This is a genomic window from Stagnimonas aquatica, assembly GCF_003730135.1.
Lineage (GTDB): Bacteria > Pseudomonadota > Gammaproteobacteria > Nevskiales > Nevskiaceae > Stagnimonas > Stagnimonas aquatica.
The window spans coordinates 535,140-557,219 of sequence record NZ_RJVO01000001.1; the positions used below are offsets into that span (position 1 = coordinate 535,140).

General features: G+C 66.8%; 17 protein-coding genes. 7 read left to right on the forward strand and 10 right to left on the reverse strand.

The genetic code is table 11. The features are described from left to right. Positions 1 to 16: 16 nt before the first annotated feature. Positions 17 to 3,193 carry an efflux RND transporter permease subunit gene (locus ED208_RS02365; protein ID WP_123210237.1) on the reverse strand — a complete coding sequence of 1,059 codons (3,177 nt, stop codon included), beginning with the start codon at positions 3,191 to 3,193 and terminating at the stop codon, positions 17 to 19. 12 nt (positions 3,194 to 3,205) lie between these two features. Further along, entirely contained in the window at positions 3,206 to 4,411 is a 1,206-nt protein-coding gene (locus ED208_RS02370; RefSeq protein ID WP_123210238.1) for an efflux RND transporter periplasmic adaptor subunit, read from the reverse strand. A gap of 193 nt (positions 4,412 to 4,604) precedes the next feature. Here ED208_RS02370 and ED208_RS02375 point away from each other — a divergent pair, with 193 nt between their 5' ends. Beyond that, complete coding sequence (locus ED208_RS02375) at positions 4,605 to 5,240, forward strand: TetR/AcrR family transcriptional regulator (protein ID WP_123210239.1); 636 nt, start codon at positions 4,605 to 4,607, stop codon at positions 5,238 to 5,240. 46 nt (positions 5,241 to 5,286) lie between these two features. Here ED208_RS02375 and ED208_RS02380 read toward each other — a convergent pair whose 3' ends face one another. Both ED208_RS02380 and ED208_RS02385 read right to left on the reverse strand, forming a co-directional pair. Further along, on the reverse strand, positions 5,287 to 5,607 hold the full coding sequence (locus tag ED208_RS02380; protein ID WP_123210240.1) for a (2Fe-2S) ferredoxin domain-containing protein: 321 nt from the start codon (positions 5,605 to 5,607) through the stop codon (positions 5,287 to 5,289). A gap of 22 nt (positions 5,608 to 5,629) precedes the next feature. Continuing rightward, complete coding sequence (locus ED208_RS02385; RefSeq protein WP_158608396.1) at positions 5,630 to 6,442, reverse strand: DUF481 domain-containing protein; 813 nt, start codon at positions 6,440 to 6,442, stop codon at positions 5,630 to 5,632. A 73-nt stretch (positions 6,443 to 6,515) separates the two neighbouring features. Between ED208_RS02385 and ED208_RS02390 the strand changes: the two genes are divergently transcribed. Next, positions 6,516 to 7,706: a (Fe-S)-binding protein gene (locus ED208_RS02390; RefSeq protein ID WP_123210242.1), complete on the forward strand. Its 1,191-nt coding sequence runs from the start codon at positions 6,516 to 6,518 to the stop codon at positions 7,704 to 7,706. Here the strand turns inward: ED208_RS02390 and ED208_RS02395 are convergent. After that, positions 7,663 to 8,217, reverse strand: a complete 555-nt coding sequence (locus tag ED208_RS02395) for an LPS-assembly lipoprotein LptE (RefSeq protein WP_123210243.1) — start codon at positions 8,215 to 8,217, stop codon at positions 7,663 to 7,665. The genes ED208_RS02390 and ED208_RS02395 overlap by 44 nt on opposite strands. 5 nt (positions 8,218 to 8,222) lie before the next feature. Beyond that, positions 8,223 to 10,880 (reverse strand): leucine--tRNA ligase, encoded by a 2,658-nt coding sequence (gene leuS, locus ED208_RS02400; RefSeq protein WP_123210244.1) that lies wholly within the window; start codon positions 10,878 to 10,880, stop codon positions 8,223 to 8,225. Between the two features lie 114 nt (positions 10,881 to 10,994). Here leuS and ED208_RS02405 point away from each other — a divergent pair, with 114 nt between their 5' ends. The 5 genes from ED208_RS02405 to ED208_RS02425 all read left to right on the forward strand — a co-directional run bounded on the left by ED208_RS02405 (position 10,995) and on the right by ED208_RS02425 (position 16,641). After that, entirely contained in the window at positions 10,995 to 12,296 is a 1,302-nt protein-coding gene (locus tag ED208_RS02405) for a nucleotide sugar dehydrogenase (protein WP_123210245.1), read from the forward strand. 254 nt (positions 12,297 to 12,550) lie between these two features. After that, the gene (locus ED208_RS17530) at positions 12,551 to 12,976 is read left to right on the forward strand and encodes a pilin (protein WP_123210246.1); all 426 of its coding nucleotides are present in this window, start codon (positions 12,551 to 12,553) and stop codon (positions 12,974 to 12,976) included. A gap of 296 nt (positions 12,977 to 13,272) precedes the next feature. Then, on the forward strand, positions 13,273 to 13,698 hold the full coding sequence (locus ED208_RS17535) for a pilin (RefSeq protein ID WP_123210247.1): 426 nt from the start codon (positions 13,273 to 13,275) through the stop codon (positions 13,696 to 13,698). Positions 13,699 to 13,819: 121 nt separating this feature from the next. After that, positions 13,820 to 15,745, forward strand: a complete 1,926-nt coding sequence (locus ED208_RS02420; RefSeq protein WP_123210248.1) for a hypothetical protein — start codon at positions 13,820 to 13,822, stop codon at positions 15,743 to 15,745. Next, positions 15,742 to 16,641 carry a glycosyltransferase family 2 protein gene (locus tag ED208_RS02425; RefSeq protein ID WP_123210249.1) on the forward strand — a complete coding sequence of 300 codons (900 nt, stop codon included), beginning with the start codon at positions 15,742 to 15,744 and terminating at the stop codon, positions 16,639 to 16,641. The genes ED208_RS02420 and ED208_RS02425 overlap by 4 nt, the downstream gene beginning before the upstream one ends. Positions 16,642 to 16,823: 182 nt before the next feature. Here ED208_RS02425 and ED208_RS02430 read toward each other — a convergent pair whose 3' ends face one another. Genes ED208_RS02430 through ED208_RS02445 form a run of 4 tightly spaced genes read right to left on the reverse strand, consistent with a single transcriptional unit; the run spans position 16,824 to position 22,024 of the window. Then, positions 16,824 to 17,930 (reverse strand): glycosyltransferase family 4 protein, encoded by a 1,107-nt coding sequence (locus ED208_RS02430; protein WP_123210250.1) that lies wholly within the window; start codon positions 17,928 to 17,930, stop codon positions 16,824 to 16,826. Further along, positions 17,930 to 19,099 (reverse strand): glycosyltransferase family 4 protein, encoded by a 1,170-nt coding sequence (locus ED208_RS02435; protein WP_123210251.1) that lies wholly within the window; start codon positions 19,097 to 19,099, stop codon positions 17,930 to 17,932. The genes ED208_RS02430 and ED208_RS02435 overlap by 1 nt, the downstream gene beginning before the upstream one ends. After that, the gene (gene asnB / locus ED208_RS02440) at positions 19,096 to 21,003 is read right to left on the reverse strand and encodes an asparagine synthase (glutamine-hydrolyzing) (protein WP_123210252.1); all 1,908 of its coding nucleotides are present in this window, start codon (positions 21,001 to 21,003) and stop codon (positions 19,096 to 19,098) included. The genes ED208_RS02435 and asnB overlap by 4 nt, the downstream gene beginning before the upstream one ends. Positions 21,004 to 21,037: 34 nt before the next feature. Beyond that, the gene (locus ED208_RS02445) at positions 21,038 to 22,024 is read right to left on the reverse strand and encodes a class I SAM-dependent methyltransferase (RefSeq protein ID WP_158608397.1); all 987 of its coding nucleotides are present in this window, start codon (positions 22,022 to 22,024) and stop codon (positions 21,038 to 21,040) included. Between the last annotated feature and the right edge of the window lie 56 nt (positions 22,025 to 22,080).

Consider the following 22,080-nt stretch of genomic DNA (forward strand, 5'->3'; position numbering starts at 1 on the left):
TCCTTTGTTCGTGGGTTTAGTGGGCTTCAAGGCCGGCCAGGGAATAGGCGGCGACCGGTTCGGGCTTGCGCTGGGCGAGCTTGCGGATGACCAGATAGAACACCGGCGTCATCAAGAGGCCGAAGAAGGTGACGCCGATCATGCCGGCGAACACCGCCACGCCCATGGCGTGACGCATCTCGGCACCGGCACCGCTGGCCAGAACCAAGGGCACCACGCCCATGACGAAGGCCAGCGAGGTCATCAGGATCGGCCGCAGGCGCAGGCGGCAGGCTTCCAGCACCGCGTTCCAGGTGCTGACGCCGGCCTCCTCCTGCTCCTTGGCGAACTCGACGATCAGGATCGCGTTCTTGCAGGCCAGGCCCACCAGCACGATCAGGCCGATCTGCGTGAAGATGTTGTTGTCGCCGCCCGACAGCAAGACGCCGGTGATCGCCGAGAACAGGCACATCGGCACGATCAGGATCACCACCAGCGGCAGGCTCCAGCTCTCGTACTGCGCGGCCAGCACCAGAAAGGCCAGCAGCACGCAGAGCGGGAAGATCAGCAGCGCGGTGTTGCCGGCGAGGATCTGCTGGTAGGTCAGCTCGGTCCACTCGTAGGCCATGCCGTTGGGCAGCTCGGCCTTCACCAGCTCCTCGATGATCTTCTGCGCCTGGCCGCTGGAATAGCCGGCCGCCGGCGCGCCATTGATCTCGGCGGTGACATAACCGTTGTAGTGCATCACCCGGTCCGGCCCGGCGGTCTCCTGGACCTTCAGGAAGGCGCCCAGCGGCACCATCTCGCCGGCACTGTTGCGCACCTGCAGACGGGTCACGTCCTCCGGCTGCAGGCGGAAGCGCAGATCGGCCTGGGCGTTGACCTGGTAGGTGCGGCCGAAGCGGTTGAAGTCGTTGACGTAGAGCGAGCCGAGATAGATCTGCAAGGTTTCGTTGATCGCCTGCAGGCTCACACCCTGCGCCTTGGCCTTCTCGCGGTCGATGTCGGCGTAGATCTGCGGCACGTTGACCTGGTAGCTGCTGAACACGCTGCTCAGGCCCGGCGTCTGCCGCGCCTTGTGCAGGATGTTCTGGGTCACCGTGTACAGCTCGTCGAAGCCCAGGCCGGCGCGGTCTTCGAGCTGCAACTTGAACCCACCAATCGTGCCCAGCCCCTGCACCGGCGGCGGCGGGAACACGGCGATGAAGGCTTCCTGGATGCCGCCGAACTTCTCGTTGAGCGAAGACGCGATCTCTGCCGCCGATAAACCTGGCCCCTTGCGCTCGTCGAAGCCCTTCAGCGAGGCGAAGACGATGCCGGCATTGGGCGCATTGGTGAAACCGTTGATCGACAGGCCCGGGAAGGCGACCGCCGAGGCCACGCCCGGCTGTTCCATCATGATCCGGCTCATCTCGCGGATCACCTGCTCGCTGCGGTCCAGCGTCGCCGCGTCCGGCAGGTTGGCGAAGGCCACGAGGTATTGCTTGTCCTGCTGCGGCACGAAGCCTTCCGGCACCGCCTTGAAGCCCAGCGCGGTCAGACCCAGCAGGCCGCCGTAGACCATCAGCACCACCACCGCGCCGCGCAGCAGGCGCTGCACGCCGCCGACGTAGCCGCGACCGGCGCGGGCGAAGAAGCGGTTGAAGGGCCGGAACAGCCAACCGAAGGCGGCGTCGATGCCGCGCTGGAAGCGGTCCTTGGGCGCGTCATGGCCCTTCAGCAGCACGGCGGCCAGCGCCGGCGACAGGGTCAGCGAGTTGAAGGCGGAGATCACCGTCGAGATGGCGATGGTCAGCGCGAACTGCTTGTAGAACTGGCCGGTGAGGCCGCTGATGAAGGCGGTGGGGATGAACACCGCGCACAGCACCAGGGCGGTGGCGACGATGGGGCCGGTGACTTCGCGCATGGCCTGCCGCGTTGCTTCCAGCGGGGTCTTGCCCAGCTCGATGTTGCGCTCGACGTTTTCGACCACGACGATGGCGTCGTCCACCACAATTCCTATCGCCAGCACCAGGCCGAACAGCGACAGGGCGTTGAGCGAGAAGCCGGCGGCATGCATCACCGCGAAGGTGCCGACCAGCGACACCGGCACGGCGGCGAGCGGGATGATGCTGGCACGCCAGGTCTGCAAGAACAGAATGACCACCAGTACCACCAGCAGCAGCGCCTCGAACAGGGTGTGCACCACCGCCTCGATGGAGCCGCGCACGAACACCGTCGGGTCGTAGACGATCTCGTAGTCGATGCCCTGCGGGAAGTCCTTCTTCAGCGTCTCCATCTTGGCGCGCACGCTGTTGCTGATCTCGATGGCATTGCTGCCCGGCCGCTGGAAGATCGGCAGCGCCACCGCCGACTTGTTGTTGAGCAGGGAGCGCAGCGCGTAGTTGGAGGAACCCAGCTCGACGCGGGCGACGTCCTTGAGCCGGGTGATGGCGCCGTCGGCGCCGACCCTCACCACGATGTCGCCGAACTCCTCCTCGGTGGTCAGGCGGCCGGCGGCATTGATGTTGAGCTGGAAGTCGGCGGCATTGGGCGCCGGCGGTGCGCCGAGTTGCCCGGCGGCGACCTGCTGGTTCTGCTCGCGGATGGCGGCGATCACCTCGCTGGCCGAGAGGCCCCGGCTGGCGACCTTCTCGGGGTCGAGCCAGACCCGCATCGAATAGGCGCCGGCACCGAACACCTGCACATCACCAACGCCATCAATGCGCGCCAGCTCGTCCTTCACCCGCAGGCGGCCGTAGTTGGCGACGTAGAGATCGTCGTAGCGGCCATCGGGCGAGAGCAGATGCACGACCATGGTCAGGTCGGGCGAGGCCTTCTGGGTGGTGACGCCGAGGCGCTGCACTTCCTGCGGCAACTGCGGCAGCGCCTGGGCGACGCGGTTCTGCACCAGCACCTGCGCCTTGTCGATGTCGGAGCCGATGGCGAAGGTGATGGTGAGCGTCATCGCGCCGTCGGAGGTGGCCTGCGAGAACAGGTACTGCATGCCCTCGACGCCGTTGATGCTCTGCTCCAGCGGGCTGGCGACGGTCTCGGCGATCACCTTGGGATTGGCGCCCGGGTAGGCGGCGCGCACCACCACGGTGGGCGGCACCACCTCCGGGTATTCGCTGATCGGCAACTGGCTCAGCGACAGGGCGCCGGCAATGAAGACGATGGCCGACAGCACCGCCGCGAAGATCGGCCGGTTGACGAAGAACTGGGAGAAATTCATGGCGCGCTCCGCTTACTGCGCGGCCCGCGCCGTGCTGCCGGCGACGGCCAGCTTCACCGGCTCGTCGTGGCTGGAGACCTGAGCGACACCCACCCGGCCCTCGCCCATCGCCACCAGTTGCGGTGCCACCGCCGAGCCGGGCTTCACCCGCTGCAGACCGTTGACGACGATGGACTCGCCGGGCTTCAGACCGCTGCGGATCACCCGCAGGCCGTCGATGCGCGGCCCGGTGCTGACCTGCCGGTACTGCGCCAGCTTGTCGGCGCCGACGGTGAGCACGTACTTGCGGTCGAGGTCGGTACCGATGGCGCGGTCATCGACCAGCGCCGCCTCGAAGCTCTGGCCGGCGACCAGCTTCACCCGCGCGAACAGCCCCGGCGTGTAGCGCCCGCTGGCGTCGTCGAGGGTGGCGCGGACGCGGATCAGGCCGTTGTGGCTGGCGTTGTCGATGAAGTCGAGCTTGGCGGCGTGCGGCGTGCCGGCCTCGTCCATCAGGCCGACGTAGACCTGGGCGGCATCGTCGTGCGCGAGGGTGGCGAGGTAGCTCTGCTCGTCGAGATCGAAGGACACGTACACCGGATCGACGCTGACCACCGTGGTCAGCACGCTCTGGGCGCTGACCAGATTGCCGGCGGTGATCAGCGCGCGGGATACCCGGCCGTCCAGCGGCGCGGTGACCCGGGTGTAGGAGAGATCCAGCCGCGCCGCGCGCAGCGCCGCCTGCACCGAAGCGACCTCGGCGGCGGCCACCGCTTCGCCGGAGCCGAGCCGGTCGTGCTCCTCGCGGGAGATCGCGCCCTGCTCGATCAGCAGCGCCGAGCGCGCCCGGTTGGCCTGCGCCAGGCGGTACTGCGCCTGGGCGCGGTCGAGTTCCGCTTCCAGGCGCTCGACCTGGGCAGCGAAGGGGCGCGGGTCGATCTGGAACAGCAACTGGCCCTTCTTCACCAGCGCGCCTTCCTGGAAGGGCGCCGATTCGATGAAGCCGGAGACCCGGGGACGGATCTCCACCTGCTGCACCGCTTCGATGCGGCCGGTCAGCTCGCGCCAGTCCTTGAGGGTCTTGAACGGCACCTCGGCGACACTGACCTGAGGGGCGCTGGCCCTGGGGCTTTCGCTGGCCTCGGAGGCGCCGCAAGCGGCCAGGCTGAACAGGCCGAGCGAGAACAGCCCGAGCAGGGCGGCCTTGCGTGCGGTGGAGGCGGTGAGGGTATTGGGCATGGCGGACTCCCTGGTCTGGCCGTAAGTGGTCGCCACCGTCGGGGGATCAGGTCTTGCCGTGCATCTGCTGCGGCTTGACACTGCGCCGTCACAACCCAATGATGCGGATGTGACTATACCGTTCGGTAACATCTGGCGAGGATGTTAGTGACCGGTCAGTATCATTTCAAGCCAGTTGTGCGAGGAGGTCCCGATGTCCAGCCCAAGTGTTTCAGCCGAAAAGGAATTTGCCGCCAAAGCAGCGGCCAGCGCCGGCTGCGCAACCGCCAAGGCCAGCGCCCGCGACCGCATTTTCGCGGCCGCCCGCGACCTGTTTTACCGACAGGGCATCCGCGCGGTGGGCGTGGAATCCATCGCCCAGGAAGCCGGCGCCACCAAGATGAGCCTGTACCGCGCCTTTCCCTCCAAGGACGAGCTGGTGGCCGAGTGCCTGAAGCAGTCGGAGCGCGAGTTCTGGGTCTGGTGGGACGAGACCACCGCCCCGCATGCGAAGAACCCGGAAGCAGCGGTGCTGGCCCTGTTCAAGGGCATGAGCGCCAAGGCCAAGACCTGCGAGAAGCGCGGCTGCGCGATCGGCAACGCCTCGGTGGAGCTCACCGAATCCGATCACCCCGGCCGTCACGTGGTCGAGGCCTACAGCCGCGAGAAGCGCCGCCGCCTGCGCGAGTTGTGCGTGGCGATGAACGCTCAGGACCCCGAAGGTCTGGCCGATGGCCTGCTGCTGCTGATGGACGGCGGCTACTTCAGCCGGCTCAGCCTGGGCCCGAGCGGCCCGACCGCCAGCATGGCCAAGGCGGCGCAGGCGCTGATCCGCGCGCATACCGCCTGAGCGGACACCGCTACCTCCGCACACGGCGGAGGCGGTCGGCGCGGCGCTAGATCTTCAGGCGCTGCACCGGCTCGCCGTTGGCGAGATGCTGCTCGACGATCTCGTCGATGTCTTCGCGGTTCTGGTAGCGATACCAGACCCCTTCCGGGTACACGACCGCCACCGGCCCCAGCTCGCAGCGGTCCAGGCAGCCGGCCATGTTCACCCGCACCCGGCCGGTGCCGGCCAGCCCGCGCTTCTTCACCTGCTGCTTGCAGTAGTCGCGTAGCTCGTTGGCGCCCTTGTCGGCGCAGCACTCGCGACCGTCCTCGCGGCGGTTGCAGCAGAAGAAGATGTGGCGCTGGAAGTAGGGATCGGACGTGCTCATGGGAACCAGTGGTCGATAAGGCTTACTTCTTTTCGCCGAAGCCGTAGCCGAGATTCACCGAGGTCAGCGTGTCGGTCTTGCGGGTGCCGTCCGGCACTTCGGAGTTGAAACGCAGCTCGTAGCCCAGGCTGGCGAACAGATTGCCGGCGACCGTGAGCTTCAGCTCCGAAACCGGGTTGATATAGGTGGTGGTGCGCGAGCGCTCCACCTTCAGCCCCTGCGAGAACTTGCTGGTGGCGCTGATCTCCCAGACGTACTTGGCGTTGAGCAGAGCGACCGCCGAACTTTCCCGACCGGCCGGCTCGGCCAGCTTGATCTGGGTGGCACCGACGCCGACCTCGGCATCCAGACTGTGCGCGGGCAGCGTCAGCAGCCGCCGGCCATAGCCCAGCGCCTCGGTGGTGCGTTCGGCGATACCTGCGAAGCGGTCGTTGTCGTAGTCCAGCGTCAGGAACACGTAGTTGTGGGCGTCGAAATCGCGGCTGAGCTTGTAGCCCAGGCTGTAACGCTCATCGGTGGTGAGATTGTCCTGCTGGGCGCTCACCGCAGCGGCCTTGCCCTCGTGGGTCCAGGGGCCACCGACGTAACTCAGTTGCAGCTTGCCATTGGCGGACCGGGTATCGGTATTGCCCGAGGTGCTCAGCAGGCCCAGCGAGGCGTCGCCGGAGTAGCGGCCGGGCAGGTCCGCCTGGTCGGGGTTCAGCACCGGCGGCGTGGGCGCGATCTCCGCCAGCGCCTCGGTATCGGTGATCGCGGTGCGCGCCAATTGGGGCGCGGCCAGCGCCACCGGAACCACACCACACAGAACGACAGCCGCACAAGCAAATGACTTCATCAGCAGTTCCTGACCGGGAAACGGGGGTGGGGAGTATGCCAGTCGCGCTGACCCACTCGCGATACGATGCGCCATGGATGCCGCAAACCTGCTAGCCGACGCAGACCGCTGCGTGAAATGCGGCCTCTGCCTGCCCCACTGCCCTACCTATCGCCTCAGTCGCAGCGAGGCGGAAAGTCCACGCGGCCGCATTGCGCTGGCGCAGGGTTTGGTCCAAGGCCAGTTACCGGCCTCGGCCACGCTCGCCACGCACATCGACAACTGCCTGTCCTGCCGCGCCTGCGAGGCGGTGTGCCCGGCCAAGGTGCCCTACGGCCGCATCGCCGATGCCACCCGCGCGCTGCTGGTCGAGCCCGGACGCAGCCGCGCGACCCGGCTGCTGTCCATGCTGCTGGATCAAGCCTCCGTCCGCGCGCTGCTGCGCGCCAGTTTGTGGTTGTCGCAGCGGCTGCTGGGCGCCCCAAGCGGCTCGCCACGATGGCCTCGCCTGCTGCGCTACCGCCCGGCACCACAGCGCCTGCGCGCTGTGTCGGCGCCCGCCACTGGCAAGGTCGGCCTGCTGGTCGGCTGCGTCGGCGACGTGCTGGAGCGGGCGGTGCTGGCCGACACCCTGCGCGTGCTCGCGGCACTGGGCATCGAGGCGGCGGTGCCGCCGGACCAGGGCTGCTGCGGCGCGCTCAACCAGCACGCCGGACTCGCCGCCGCCGCCAGCCGCCAGGCCGCGCGCAATGCCCAGGCCTTTGCCGGCTGCGAAACCGTGCTGGCGCTCGCCAGCGGCTGCGGCGCCAGCCTGCGCGACCTCGGAGGCGCGGCCGGGGCGACACCGGCACTCGCACCCAAGGTGCAGGACCTCTGTAGCTATCTCGCCGACCGCCTGGAAACCCAACCGCTGCCGCTGCGCCCACTGCCACTCCGGGTGGCGATCCACAGCGCCTGCACGCAAACCAATGTGTTTGGCGCCGGCGGCGCGATCCGCCGGCTGCTACAGGCCATTCCAGAGCTGGAGCTGGTGGATCTCGCCAGCGACAGCGGTTGCTGCGGGGCCGCCGGCACTGGGTTTCTCAGCGCACCCGAACAGGCCGACCGTCTGCTGGCACCGAAGCTGGACGCCGCCGTCGCGCTGCAACCGCAGGTGATCGTCTCCGCCAACATCGGCTGCGCCCTGCACCTCGCGGCCGGGCTCCGCAGCCGGGGGCTGGAGATCGAACTGCTACACCCGGTCAGCCTGCTGGCGCGGGCACTGGCACCAAGGGCACCACGTTAGCGGGCTCGGGCGGCGTCTCGCGCAGTCCCACTTCCAGGCGCAGCAGCAGTAGCTCCGCCATCTCGCCTTGCAGAAACTCGCGCAACTGCGCTTCTTCCGCCTCCTTGGCGAGGATGCGGTTGGGCTGGAAGCTGTAGTCGCGCGAGACCGACAGCGTGTCCGCCGGCAGCAGCAGCTTGCCGGCACGGCGGACTTCGTAGCGCACCGAGATCACCAGCCGGTATTCCAGCGCCTTGCCGTCGGGGCCCAGCGACAGCGTCTCGCGGCGCTCGACCAGATCCCAGAGCCGCAACTGGGTTTCGGCCTGGTCGGCGCGGGTGGCGACTTCCGCCCCGCGCTGGCTCAGACGGGCGCGCAGCGCGGTCTCCAGCGGCGGCTCGGAGACCCGGTAGGGCACTTCGACATCGACATAGATGCTGTCCAGCACCGCCGGCAGCGGCCGGCTGCCGGCGAACTGAAAGCCACAGCCGCTCAGCAGTGCCAGCCACAGTCCCGTCAGTGCGATGCGCATGGTGGTCAGATCACGAAGTTGACGAGTTTTCCGGCCACCACGATCTCCTTCTTGATCGTGCTGCCGGCGAGGAATTTGACGACATTCTCCTCCGACTTGGCCGCCGCCAGTATGGCCTCGTTGGAGCTGCCGACCGGCACCTCGATCTGGCCACGCAGCTTGCCGTTGACCTGCACCACCAGCTTGATGGCGTCGCTGACCAGCGCGGCAGCGTCGGCTTCCGGCCAGGCGGCGTCGATGACGGCGCCGGCATTGCCCAGCGCGGTCCACAGCGTGTGGCTGATGTGCGGGGTGATCGGCGCCAGGCAGGCGACCAGGGCGTTGAGCGCCTCCTGGCGCACGGCACGATCCAGGGGCTCGCCGCCCTCGAACTTCTGCAGGGCGTTGACCAGCTCCATCGCGGCGGCGATGGCAGTGTTGAACTGATAGCGGCGGCCGACATCGTCGCCGAACTTGGCGATGGTCTGGTGGGTCTTGCGGCGCAGGTCTTTCTGCACCGCGCTCAGCGCGCCCACATCCGGCGACGCTGCCGGACCGCCGGCGACATGCTCGGAAACCATGCGCCACAGGCGCTTCAGGAAGCGCGCGGCGCCGTCGATGCCGGCATCGCTCCATTCCAGGCTCTGCTCCGGCGGCGAGGTGAACATCATGAACAGGCGCACGGCATCGGCACCGTGGCTGTTGATGATGGTCTCGGGATCGACGCCGTTGTTCTTCGACTTCGACATCTTCTCGCGGCCGCCGATCAGCACCGGGCCACCGTCGGCACGCAGGGTGGCGGAGAGCGGCGCGCCGCGCTCGTCGTACTGCACATCGACGTCGGCGGGGTTGATCCAGTCCTTCTTGCCGCCGGGCAGCTCGCGGTAGTAGGTGCCGGCCACCACCATGCCCTGGCAGAGCAGGCGGGTGAAGGGCTCATTGCCCGCCACCGGCAGGCCGGAGTCGCGCATCAGCTTGTGGAAGAAACGCGCATAGAGCAGGTGCAACACCGCATGCTCGATGCCGCCGACGTACTGGTCCACCGGCAGCCAGTACTTGGCGCGCTCGTCGAGCATGCCCTGGTCGTAGTCCGGGCAGGCGTAGCGGGCGTAGTACCAGCTCGACTCGAAGAAGGTGTCGAAGGTGTCGGTCTCGCGCCGCGCCGGTTTGCCGCAGCTCGGGCAGGCGCACTCGTAGAAGCTGGGCGTGCGGGTCAGCGGGCTGGCGGCGCCATCGGGTTGCAGATTTTCCGGTAGCACCACCGGGAGCTGCGCGTCCGGCACCGGCACCGCGCCGCAGTCGGCGCAGTAGATGATCGGGATCGGGCAACCCCAATAGCGCTGACGCGACACGCCCCAGTCGCGCAGGCGGAAGTTGGTGCGGCGACGGCCGGCGCTCTTCTGCTCCAGCGCGGTGGCGATGGCCTCGAAGGCGGCGTCGAAATCCAGGCCGTTGAAGGCGCCGGAGTTCAAGAGAACGCCGTGCTCGGTGTACGCGGACTGGGAAATGTCCGGCGCTATCGCCCCGCCCCGCTGCGCAGGGGATGGCGTCGAAAGCCCTCCCCCGCCTGCGGGGGAGGGTTGGGTGGGGGCGTTGGCGGCGATGACGATCTTCTTGGGCAGACCGTAAGCGCTGGCGAATTCCCAATCGCGCTGGTCGTGCGCCGGCACCGCCATCACCGCGCCAGTGCCGTAGCCCATCAGCACGAAGTTGGCGGCCCAGACCGGCACCTTCTCGCCGGTCAGCGGGTGGATCACGTCCACGCCCAGGGCCACGCCCTTCTTCTCCTGCGTGGCCAGCGCCGCTTCAGCGACGCTGGACTGCTTGGCCTCTTCGACGAAGGCGGCGACCTTGGCATCGCGCTCGGCGGCGGCGAGCGCCAGCGGGTGCTGGGCGGCGACGCTGACGAAGCTGACGCCGAACAAGGTGTCCGGGCGGGTCGTGTAGACGGTGAGCTTCTCGCCACTGCCGTCGGCGAGTGCAAAGTCGATCTCCACGCCCTGGCTGCGGCCGATCCAGTTGGCCTGCATGGTCCGCACCGCGTCCGGCCAGCCGTCCAGCGTTTGCAGGTCGTCGACCAGTTGATCGGCGTAGTCGGTGATCTTCAAAAACCACTGCGCGATCTCGCGCTGCTCGACCAAGGCGCCGGAACGCCAGCCGCGACCATCGATCACCTGCTCGTTGGCGAGCACGGTGTTGTCCACCGGGTCCCAGTTGACCACCGAGTTCTTCCGGTAGACCAGACCCTTCTTGTAGAGCTGCAGGAACAGCCACTGCTCCCAGCGGTAGTACTCCGGCCGGCAGGTGGCGATCTCGCGCGACCAGTCAAAGGCGAAGCCCAGCTGCGTGAGCTGGCGCTTCATGTAACTCATGTTGGCGTAGGTCCATTCCGCCGGCGGCACGCCCGACTTGATCGCCGCGTTCTCGGCCGGCAGGCCAAAGGCGTCGAAGCCCATCGGGTGCAGCACCGCCTTGCCACGCATGCGCTGGTAGCGGGCGATGACATCGCTGATGGTGTAGTTGCGCACATGCCCCATGTGCAGCCGGCCGCTCGGGTAGGGAAACATCGAGAGGCAGTAGAACTTCTCCCGACCGGCGTCCTCGCGGGCGCGGAAGCTGTCGTTCGCGGCCCAGTAGTCCTGGGCCTGGCGTTCGGTTTCGGCGGGGCGGTATTCGGGCAGCATGGCAGCGACACAGGTGGCACTTTGCGGGGGCGAGAGTTTACCCGCCTGCCAGGGCGCGCGCCTTTCGCGGGCCCTTTGCGGCATGATTCCCGGGCTCCCCTGCCTGCCCGCGCCATGACGCCGTTCGAATCCGCCCTGCTCGCCCCCCAGCCGCACATCGGCATCATCGGCCTGGGCTATGTCGGCCTGCCGCTGGCGCTGCGCTTTGCCGAGGTGGGGCTGAAGGTGACCGGCTTCGACGTGGACCCCGCCAAACCGGCCAAGCTGGCCTCCGGCGAGAGCTACATCAACTACATCCCGGCCGAGAGCTTGCGCGCGGCGGCAGCAGCCGGTTTCACCGCCACCACCGACTTTTCCCGCCTGGGCGAATGCGACGCGCTGGTGATCTGCGTGCCGACGCCGCTGGGCAAGCACCGCGAGCCCGACCTCAGCTACGTGGAAAACACCGCCGAGGCCATCGCCCGTTGCCTGCGGCCGGGCCAGCTGATCTCGCTGGAGAGCACCACCTACCCCGGCACCACCGACGAGGTGGTGCAGCCAATCCTGGAACGCGGCGGCCTCAAGGCCGGCATCGACTTTGGCCTGGTGTTCTCGCCCGAGCGGCAAGACCCCGGCAATGCCCGCTTTGGCACTCACAACATCCCCAAGCTGGTCGGCGGTATCAGTGCCGCCTGCCTGAACGCCGGCGTCGCGCTGTACGCGCGGGTGATCGACCGGGTGGTGCCGGTGTCGTCCACCCGGGTGGCGGAGATGGCCAAGCTGCTGGAGAACATCCACCGGGCAGTGAACATCGGCCTGGTCAACGAGATGAAGCTGGTAGCCGAGAAGATGGGCATCGACATCTTCGAGGTGATCGACGCCGCCGCCACCAAGCCCTTCGGCTTCACCCCCTACTACCCGGGGCCAGGGCTGGGCGGCCACTGCATCCCCATCGACCCCTTCTACCTGACCTGGAAGGCGCGCGAGTACGGCCTGCACACCCGTTTCATCGAGCTGGCCGGCGAGATCAACCACGGCATGCCGGACTACGTGATCGCCCGCACCGTCGAGGCCCTGAACCAGCAGGGCAAGTCGCTGAAGGGTTGCAAGGTGCTGCTGCTGGGCATCGCCTACAAGAGCGATGTCGACGACCTGCGCGAGTCGCCGGCGCTGGAACTGCTGGAAGGCCTGGAGGCCCGGGGCGCGGAGGTGAACTACTGCGATCCCTTTATCCCCAGCATCCCGCCGCTGCGGCGCGGCCACTACCCGCACAGCGCCCTGCCGCTGAGCGCCGAAACCCTGGCCGCCGCCGACGTGGCGATCCTGACCACCGCGCACAGCGCCTTCGACTACGCGCTGATCGCCCGGCACAGCCGGCTGGTCATCGACACCCGGGGGAAGATGCGCCAGTTCGGCGGCACCGTGGTCCGCGCTTAGCGCGCTTTCCAGCTTGATCGGCGACCTTATTCTTCGCCACGGGAACCAGTCCCCTCCCTCGCTTGCGGGGGAGGGTTAGGGTGGGGGCGACGCACTGAGCGAGTTCGCGCTGAGCCCGAACCCTGCGGAGACATTCGCTGCGTCGGCTCCCCTCCCGACTTACAACACCGTAGTTTCCACCCGCGACAAGCGCTGGCACGGCTTATGCCCCCTCCTGCCCGAGGAGCAGCCGGTCGGGCTGCGGGAGAACAGCTATGAAAACGCAGCGCGGCTTCACTTTGTTGGAGCTGATGATTGTGGTGAGCATCATCGGCATCCTGTCCGCCATCGCCATCCCGGCCTACCGCGACTACATCCTGCGCGCGCGGATCCTGGAAGGCATCCACCTGGCGTCGGCGGCAAAAACTGCCGTGGTGGATCACTTTCATACCCATGGCGTCATGCCGGTCGACAATGCGGATGCGCAGGTCGCCTCTCCCACCAGCATTGTCGGCAACAACGTCAGCCGGGTGACAGTGGATGATGGCGCGGTGGTCATCACCTACACCGGCCAGCCGGAAATCGCAGGCAAGACCCTGGTATTTAGCCCCACCACTATCGCCGGCTCGGTGCAGTGGTCCTGCGCAGGCACCGATTCCACTATCGCCAACAAGTACAAGCCCTCGTCCTGCCGCAACTAGCTGGCGAGTCCGTAGCTGGCAGCGGACGTTGCGTGTCTGTTGGGCTCCAAAAATGGTAATTCCCGACAAGCTCCGCCGCCCAAGCAGCATCCGGCACCTTCTGTCACCGCGCGACGGACAACGGCGCCCATTTACGGAGAGAGATGGCAACACAATCTGACTTTTTTTGTCAGTTACGAACCATTTTTCGCCAGACTGACGGCATCCGCAGTCCTTGAATCCCCGCATTTGCAGACGGCCCGACTATTGCTGCTGAATTCTGCGCCCCGCGCACTAACTTTCCCAGGAGACCTCTCATGAAGAAGCAGCAAGGCTTTACCCTGATCGAACTGATGATCGTGGTTGCCATCATCGGCATCCTCGCCGCCATCGCCATCCCGGCCTATCAGGACTACATCATCCGCTCCAAGGTGACTGAAGGCCTCAACCTCGCCTCCGCCTCCAAGACTGCGGTCGCCGAGTACTTCCAGACCAAGGGCACCCTGCCGGGCGACAACGCCACCGCCGGCGTCGTTTCCGCCAACTCCATCACCGGCAACAACGTCAAGAGCGTTGGCATCGGCACCAACGGCGTGATCACCATCACCTACAGCGGCGAAACCGCCCTCAACACCAAGACCCTGCTCCTGACGCCGGCGACCACCAACGGCGCGGTCAAGTGGACCTGCTCCACTGGCGGCGACCTGGCCGGCAAGTACCGTCCCTCCTCCTGCCGTCCGTAATCGGCAAGATGGGAAAAGGCCCGCGCTCGCGGGCCTTTTTTTTGCCCTCATCCCAGCCCAGGGCGAACCCGGTCATCCACACGCAACTTAGACTTGCAGCTTCGCAAAACTGCCCCCCTCCATGCCGCTGGCCGCACACTCTCTGAAGCTCTCTGTTGCACTGGCCTTGCTGCTGATCGTCGGCTTCTTTTCCTTTAGGCCCGGCCTCAGCGGCCCCTTCCTGTTTGACGACATCCCCAATCTGTCTCCCCTGGGGGATTTACCGACAGACACTTCCGCAGGCGCACTGCAGTTCATTCTCGACAACCCCTCGGGCCCGGGTGGGCGCCCACTCTCGATGGCCAGCTTCCTACTGGACGGCAACGACTGGCCGACTGACCCGAGCCCATTCAAGCGCACCAACCTACTTCTGCACCTTTTGACTGGCTTGATTGCCTTCTTGCTAGCCAGGCAATTGCTCCGCGCCGGGCGGATCACGACGGACCGTGCCGACTGGCTGGCCCTGACCGCTGCGGGCCTTTGGCTATTGCACCCGCTGCAAACCGCCACAGTGTTTCTGGTCGTACAGCGGATGACCATTCTGTGCACGGCCTTCGTCATGCTCAGCCTGCTCGCCTTGCTCGCCGCGCGGCAGCGCCTGCTCGACGGCAGGTCCGCGAGTGCTTTGAGGCTCTGCGCGCTCGCCGGGCTTCTTGCCCTGCTCGCCGGGCTTTGCAAAGAAAGCGCGGCCGTGCTTCCGCTGGTCGCCGCCGCCCTCGAAAGGACCGTCGCACCGCTACCAAAGACCGCAGCAGGCCGCCGAGCGCGATGGCTGCTGCTCTGGCTGCCCAGCCTCGCCGTTCTAGCCTACATCGCCTCCGTGGTGGACTTCCTACAGCCCATCGCCTGGCGCGGCTTCAGCCCTGCCCAGCGCCTGATTACCGAAGGACACGTGCTGCTCAGCTATCTGGGCTTGATCCTGCAACCCGGCCTGCGCACCTCGCTCTACTACGACAACTATCCGGTGCACAGCTTGGCGCGCGAGGGACTGATCACACTCTGGCCTTGGCTGTTGTTGCTGGGAGCGGCCCTACTGGCTTGGTACGGCGCCCGTCGCGCGCCCTGGCTGGCGATGGCGGTACTGTTTTTTCTCGCCGGCCACGCTTTGGAAGCCAGCCCGATTCCCCTGGAGTTGTACTTCCTGCATCGCAACTACCTGCCGATGTTCGGGCTGTTGCTGGGCTTGGTCGTCAGCATCCACGGACTGCTGGGAACGCGGCCGCGCCTGCGGGCACTGGCACCGGCGCTCGCCGGATTGAGCCTGCTTCTGCTGGGCACCCTGAGCCATTCCGCCTCGACGGTCTGGGGCGACGAGGGACGACTCTACAACGTCTGGGCGCTGGAGAATCCCGCCTCGCCACGCGCACGCTTGTCCAACGCCAATTACTGGGGAGTGCGCGGCCATGAGGACCGGGCGCTGGCGGAGTTGAACGATCTGCTGGCGAGAAATCCCCGGCACCTGACCGCCGATCTCGCCAGCTACTACATGGAATGCCGGCTGGGACGCGAATCTCCCGCGCACTGGGAACGCGTGCAGCGGGGAATTGCCAACGACGACTACGACTACGACTCCGCCGTGGTTCCCACACTGGAGAAACTGCTGGCGAATATCGAAGCCGGCCACTGCACGCTCGTCAGCGTTGACGACATCATCGCCACCCTGGATGCGCTCTCCGAAAACCAAACCTACGGGAACAAGGATGGCCGCCTGATCTACAACCAGATCGCGCAACTGTTCGCCGCCCGTAACGAGCCCTCCGCCGCCCTGGCCGCCCTGGAGCTGGCCCTACGCACGCAATGCTCGGATCCTCTGTGGAGAGCCGCCGCAGGGCTGAGAGAGGGGCTGGGCGATATTCCCGGAGCCATAATGGCGCTAGAGCAAGCCCGCGACTGCGATCCAAGGCGAGGCCTCGGCCGCTGGCTGATTGACGACAGCCAACGCCGCGCCGAGTTGGATCACTGGATCGGTGAATTGCGTGCCAGACCGCCCGCCACAGCAAACCCATGAGCGCAGAAACCAGCGTCATCATTCCAGCCCGCAACGAATCCGCCAGCATCACGCCCCTGGTCTCCGCCCTGCTGCGCCTCCCGGCCATCAAGGAGGTCATCGTTGTTGACGATGGCTCCAGTGACGACACCGGCGCCCGCGCGGCGGCGGCCGGCGCGCGGGTGATCCGCCACCCGGTCTCACGCGGCAACGGTGCCGCAATCAAGTCCGGAGCCCGGGCCGCCAACGGCGAATGGCTGGTGATGATGGATGCCGACGGCCAGCATCGCGCCGAGGACGTGCCACTGTTGCTGAGCCGCTTGGCCGAGGGGCACGACCTGGTGGTCGGCACTCGCTCCGCGCAGGCCCACGCCAACCTGCCACGCAGACTCGCCAACGGGCTCTACAACTGGCTCGCCAGTTGGCTGACAGGGCAGCCGATCCTCGACTTGACCTCGGGATTCAGGGCGGTCCGTCGCCGGGCCTTTGTCCAGTTTTTGCCGCTGCTGCCAAACCACTTCTCGTACCCGACCACCAGCACGATGTGCCTGATTCGCGCCGGCTACGGCGTGCATTTCGAACCCGTTACCGTGCTCGCGCGCACCGCAGGCACCAGTAGCCATATCCGCCCGCTCAAGGACGGAGGGCGCTTTTTCATCATCATCTTGAAGATCGCCACGCTGTACTCGCCGCTGAAGGTTTTTGGCACCGTGGCGGCGACCCTGTTCGCAGCTAGCGTTTGGTACTACGCCTACACCTATGTCGTCGCCGGCCGATTCACAAATGCAGGCGCGCTGCTGTTCACCACTTCGATCCTGGCATTTCTGATCGGCCTGGTCTCCGAGCAGATTACCCAGTTGCTGTACGCCACGACCCGAGCGCCCGAGGACGGGCATGTAGATAGCAGTACCAACTGAATACCCCCAGCCCACCGCACCGCTGCGGGGGCGAGGCTGACGCGCTCGTGCGCGACCGCCCCCTCGCTGATGACTACCGCCCGATGCTCGTGCAGACATCGCAGGACGTACGGCAAAGTGCCATCAACAACCTGCGCAACGCGCTCCGGCGCCTGCTGCGAACCTGAGCCGGGGCGCCCCGCCTAAGCAGCCACGTCGGCAAGGATCTGTTCGACTACGGCGCTCCAATCGCCCCAGCCCGGGACCACAATGTCAGTCGTAGGCCGAGGCGCGATCAACTGGCCGGCGATACGGCGTGCAAGGTCGACTGGGTCGCCAGGCTCATAGAGACGTCCGGGGGTATCAGCAAGGAGCGTCGCAACGTCGCCGACACGGGCCACAACTACCGGGGTGCCACAGGCGGCGATTTCGTGGAATTTCTGCGGGAAACAGCAACGCCCGAAAGCCGAGTTTCGATTGCAGACGACTGCGACGTCGAGGGCCGAGATGAGCTCGGGAACCTGCTCAAGCGCCAACACGCCGAGATCGATAATCCGCGGATGGCGGTAGCAGGCCGGCGTGCCGTCGCGGCAACCAGCGACGACCAGATGGAGTAAGGGATCGGACTCGGCGAGCGCGAGGAACGCTTCGAACAAAACCCCAATGTCGCGGTCAGCGCTAAGCGAGCCGGCGGTGCCAACAAGCCGCGCATCGACCGGCAAGCCAAGCGCCGCTCGTGCCCACCGTCGGTCTCTCGGATAGAAGAGGTCACGGCGGACGCCATTTCCGACGACGGCCGGTTGCGCCTGGATGCCATAGTCGGCAACCACGCGGTCACGCAGGGTCCGGCTGACCACCGTGAGGCCGGCGGCGCGACGGCAGGCGGCACGAAATGCCGGCGCGACGCCCGGCAGCCCGGTCGCGGCGTAGCTCTCGAAGTCGTCGTAGAGGTCAATCACCAATGGCACGCCGGTCGCCCGCGAGAACAGGGCACCGAAAATCGCGTGAAAAGCATCAGAACAGGCCCAGACGACGTCGGGCCGAAAGTTGTCGGCGATCCGCGCGAGCTGCCACGGGTAACGCCAGACGCCCCAGGGCAGCGCGTTGAGCCCGAGCCAGGCGATGCCAGGGCGAGAGTCCGTGTCACCAAAGTAACAACGTTCGTCGCGGCACCGATAGCTGAGCGCCACGCCGATCACCTCGTGGCCGCAAGAGGCAAGACTTGCCGGAATCTCGTAGAACCGGCCGTAACGGTCGTCGAGCAGGTCTTTCCCCATGTACTGGCGCTTGCTGAGGACGAGTATGCGCATCACGCCTCCTCGTGGCAGGTCGCCACGCTCGCGGCTGTTGCGACGGCCGCGAGCAGTTCGATGTTGCGCCGCGCGACAGCATCGATACCAAACTCATGCTCGGCCAACACCCGTGCTCGTCGCCCCCTCGCGAGCAGGTCGGCGTCAGGCACGTCGAGCAGGCGGCAGAGGGAGTCGAACAACGACTCGACGTCCTCGGGAGGACAAATCCAGCCGACGGTGTCGTCCACCCAGGCATCGATGCCACCACAACGGGTCAGGAGCAAAGGCAAGCCGGCCTCCATCGCTTCGAGCGCCGCGTTCGACATGCCCTCGTAACGCGACGGCAGCACGAAGGCATCGGCGGACTCGAGTCGCCCCCGGATCTCATCGCGGTGCAGGGGCCCGGTGAAGACGACATGACCAGCCAGGCCCAGCTCCCGACAGCGGCCGACGAGCATGGCCGCATCTGGTCCATCGCCGACCAGTTCGACCCGGAAGTCGCGACCCGACGCAACGACCCGGGCCAGTGCCACCAGCAGAAGGTCGAGTCCCTTCTGTGCGCACAGACGCCCGGTCCAAACGAGCCGCCGTACCGGACCAACCACGGTCCGCTCGAGCGGCGGCGCCAGCGCGATGCCGTTCGGAATCCGCGACAGGCTCGGCGTGACGACGCCAATCTCTGCAAGGTCGTCGGCAATCGCCGGCGCGATCAGGTTTATCGCGTCGCAGTGGCGGTCGATTACGGCGGCGATCCGCCGCCAGCCTGGAACCGAGCGGATGAAGGCCGCGTCGCCGGCGCCGCGGGCGTTGATTGGGCAGGCAACGAGCGGCAGGCGCGTAAAGCCGGCGGCCTTCAGGAGACAGATCGAGATCGCCGCGTCGCCGAGTCCACGCGCATAGACGACGTCGAATCTAGTGCCGATGCGCGCGAGTAGCCGAGCGAGCGAGACGAAGTAGCTCGCAGCACGGCCTGCACGGCCGAGGCGATCAATCACCGCGATCCGGTGGGTGCGTACGGCGGCCACCCCGAGTCGGGCCTCGCCGTCGGGAATCCGGTGCCCGGCAACCTCGACCTGGTGACCGAACCCGGCCCAGGCCTCAACGAGCCGCGCCACCTGGTTCTCGGCGCCGCCGAGGACCCAAGGCGGGAGATTGGCGACGACGAGTATCCGGAGCGCGCCGCTCATCCGAAGCGCCGCCGCCAAGCCTCGAACATCAGCAAGGGCCACAGCGCAAAGCCGTTGCGCCCCCGCCCCGCCAGGTGGTCGGCGACCAGCACAGAGACCGCTTTAGCGTTGATCAGTCCCTCGCGGCGCAGCACCGACGGATCGAGCAGATCGAGCATCCACGTACGTAGCGGCCCGCGCAGCCAGTCGTCCACCGGAATCTCAAAGCCCTGCTTCGGGCGATCAACGATCTCCCTAGGCACGTGACGGTAGAGAAGGCGCCGCAATACCGCCTTGCCTGTGGCGCCGTCGCGGCGGCAGCCGTCCGGCAGCCGCCAGGCGAATTCGACGATCCGATGGTCGAGCAACGGCACCCGCAGTTCGAGGCTCGCCGCCATGCTGGCCCGGTCGGTCTTGACCAGGATGTCGTCGGGTAGGTAGGCCTGCTGGTCGGCGAACATCATCCGCATAGAAGGGTCTGCGAGAGCGGCCGGAAACACCAGGGCACCGGGCAGCCCCTGCGGCCATATGCTCGCAGCGGTCGGCTCTAGGGCGACCGACAAGAGGTTGGCGTAATAGGCGTCGAAGTCGGCGGCGTCGATCCGGCGGCCGAGGCGGCGCAGCCGGAAGCCGAGGTTGCCTCCCACCATTCGTCCGGCACCGCCGAGCCCGGCGGCCACACCCCGGCGCAAGCCCGGCGTCCAGCCACCAATGCGGTCCCAGATCGCGAGCGCATCTCGATAGCGGCCGTAGCCGAAGAACAATTCGTCGCCACCGTCGCCCGACAGGGCAACAGTGACGTGCTCGCGGGCGATCGCCGAAACGAGCAGCGTCGGAATTTGCGACGCGTCGGCGAAGGGCTCGTCGTAGACCTGGGGTAGCTGCGGGATGACGTCGAGCGCTTGATCGGGTGTCAGGTGGAGCTCGGTGTGGTCGGTGCCAAGGTGCTCGGCAACCCGGCGCGCGTGGCGTGCCTCGTCGAAGCGCGCGTCGTCGAACCCGATAGTGAAGGTGCGGATCGGCCGCGACGCCGTGCGCTGCATCAGCGCCGCCACCAATGACGAGTCGACGCCACCCGAAAGTAGCGCACCGACCGGGACATCGGCTTCCATACGCCGCGCAACCGCGTCGGCAAGCAACGGTTCGAGGGCCGACGCGGCGGCGTCGGCATCGACGGCGAAGGGATCTGAGACCCCGGCCGCAGCGACTGCGGCGAGTCCCCAATAGTGGCGAACGCGGGCGACGAAGTCTTCGCGGCCAAGCGGCGCCGCAGCGTCGTCCGGCGTAAAACTGACCGTGGCGGCGGCGGGCAACTTGAAGATTCCCGAGTGAATCGACCGCGGAGCCGGCACGTAGCCATAGCGCAACAATTCGGACAGCGCCTCCGTATCCACCGTTTGCTGCCATCCGGGCAGCTCCCGAAGCGCTTTGATCTCGGAGGCAAAAGCAATGACACCACCAACACGACCTACGTAGAGCGGCTTTTCGCCCATCCGGTCGCGAGCCAGCGTCAGCCGGCGCTCCGCCCGATCCCAGACCGCGAAGGCAAACATGCCATTGCAGCGAGTGAGCGCCCTGTCGACCCCCCAGGTGGCGATTGCCTCGACCAGCACCTCGGTGTCGGAATGGCCGCGCCAGCAAGACGGGTGGTAGGCGTCAAGCTCACGACGCAGGTCGCCGTGGTTGTATATCTCACCGTTGTAGCAGAGGACGAAGCGGCCACAGGCGGAGGCCATCGGCTGAGCGCCCTGGGGCGAGAGATCGAGAATCGACAGCCGCCGATGGGCAAGACCGATACCGCCCGCCGCATCGGTCCAGATGCCGCCGGCATCGGGGCCACGGTGGACGAGCGCCAAGGCCATTGCCTCAAGTCGCGGCTCAAGGTCGGGCAATGCGTGGCCGATGACGCCAGCAATACCGCACATCGTCAGGTCCGCCGGGCTGGCATAACCGAAGACCTCATCCGGGCTTCCGGCAGAAGGCCTCTACGCCGTTACCGCCTGCGGTTACGACCGGCTCGGAGGACGGGCACGGACGCAGAGACCGCAGGAAGCGGTACATCTGGCCGGGGGTGCGCCGGTGTTTATAGGTGTCGGTCATCGCGTCGTGGGTGTCGAGCAGCATCCACTCGTAATACATCTGGCGGTCACGCAATCCAAAGTGCGGGTAGTACATGACCACGGGCGAGAAGCGGGCGATCACGAACTGGGCGAGCTTCGAGTCCCGGAACCGCCACATCAACGGAAACCAGAAGTCCACGATTCGCTTGACCGCCGCGAACTGACGATCACCCGGCAGCCGCAGAATTATCCAGCGGTAAACCATGCCGGCGACGCCAATTGGCGGCGGGAGATAGTTGCGGAGCTTGCGGCGGTAATGATCGATTACCAGCACGCCGCCTGGCTTCACCATTTCCCACAGGCAGCGAATGCTTTGCTCGGGGTCCGGCGTGTGTTGGAGGACGCCAAGGCAGACCACGACATCGTAGCTCGCCTGCGGGAACGGAATCCGGCGGATGTCGGCCTGGACCAACGTCAGCTTCGGATGATCACCATTGTTCTCGGCATTCGCATCGACGGCAGCCGAGTAGTCGAACGAATCGACGGTCGCACCGTACTTGAGAAGCACCTCAGTGAATCGCCCGGCGCCCGACCCTGCCTCGAGCACCCGTTTGCCAGCGAGCCCCCCGAGTTCGCCGCGCAGGCAGCGTGCGAGCCGGTCCTCCGACAGCCGGAGCCCAGTGTAGGAATCAAGCTGGGTCTTCGGAAACCGTTTCCACTGCAGGCCGAAGGCCAGGGCATAGTTTTCAGGCGGAACGAAGCGCGGGATGCCGCCTATGACCGGATAGCGCCGGCCGCCGGCGCCGACCAATGCATCCGCACCAGCAACGGGTCTGATCGACTCCCCGCTATCCGGGTCGACGAGGCGCGACAGGTCCGAGTTCACGATACTTCTCCCTTCGATGGCCGCGCTCGACAGTTCTTAGAGCCATTTTGCCTTGG

What these genes read in the sequence shown, in the direction of transcription:
- ED208_RS17535 (WP_123210247.1), top strand. Translation starts at nt 13,273, where the DNA reads ATGAAGAAGCAGCAAGGCTTTACCCTGATCGAACTGATGATCGTGGTT.
- ED208_RS02385 (WP_158608396.1), bottom strand. Translation starts at nt 6,442, where the DNA reads ATGAAGTCATTTGCTTGTGCGGCTGTCGTTCTGTGTGGTGTGGTTCCG.
- ED208_RS02430 (WP_123210250.1), bottom strand. Translation starts at nt 17,930, where the DNA reads ATGCGCATACTCGTCCTCAGCAAGCGCCAGTACATGGGGAAAGACCTG.
- ED208_RS02390 (WP_123210242.1), top strand. Translation starts at nt 6,516, where the DNA reads ATGGATGCCGCAAACCTGCTAGCCGACGCAGACCGCTGCGTGAAATGC.
- ED208_RS02380 (WP_123210240.1), bottom strand. Translation starts at nt 5,607, where the DNA reads ATGAGCACGTCCGATCCCTACTTCCAGCGCCACATCTTCTTCTGCTGC.
- asnB (WP_123210252.1), bottom strand. Translation starts at nt 21,003, where the DNA reads ATGTGCGGTATTGCTGGCGTCATCGGCCACGCATTGCCCGACCTTGAG.
- ED208_RS02405 (WP_123210245.1), top strand. Translation starts at nt 10,995, where the DNA reads ATGACGCCGTTCGAATCCGCCCTGCTCGCCCCCCAGCCGCACATCGGC.
- leuS (WP_123210244.1), bottom strand. Translation starts at nt 10,880, where the DNA reads ATGCTGCCCGAATACCGCCCCGCCGAAACCGAACGCCAGGCCCAGGAC.
- ED208_RS02420 (WP_123210248.1), top strand. Translation starts at nt 13,820, where the DNA reads ATGCCGCTGGCCGCACACTCTCTGAAGCTCTCTGTTGCACTGGCCTTG.
- ED208_RS02365 (WP_123210237.1), bottom strand. Translation starts at nt 3,193, where the DNA reads ATGAATTTCTCCCAGTTCTTCGTCAACCGGCCGATCTTCGCGGCGGTG.
- ED208_RS02375 (WP_123210239.1), top strand. Translation starts at nt 4,605, where the DNA reads ATGTCCAGCCCAAGTGTTTCAGCCGAAAAGGAATTTGCCGCCAAAGCA.
- ED208_RS02425 (WP_123210249.1), top strand. Translation starts at nt 15,742, where the DNA reads ATGAGCGCAGAAACCAGCGTCATCATTCCAGCCCGCAACGAATCCGCC.
- ED208_RS02395 (WP_123210243.1), bottom strand. Translation starts at nt 8,217, where the DNA reads ATGCGCATCGCACTGACGGGACTGTGGCTGGCACTGCTGAGCGGCTGT.
- ED208_RS02370 (WP_123210238.1), bottom strand. Translation starts at nt 4,411, where the DNA reads ATGCCCAATACCCTCACCGCCTCCACCGCACGCAAGGCCGCCCTGCTC.
- ED208_RS02435 (WP_123210251.1), bottom strand. Translation starts at nt 19,099, where the DNA reads ATGAGCGGCGCGCTCCGGATACTCGTCGTCGCCAATCTCCCGCCTTGG.
- ED208_RS17530 (WP_123210246.1), top strand. Translation starts at nt 12,551, where the DNA reads ATGAAAACGCAGCGCGGCTTCACTTTGTTGGAGCTGATGATTGTGGTG.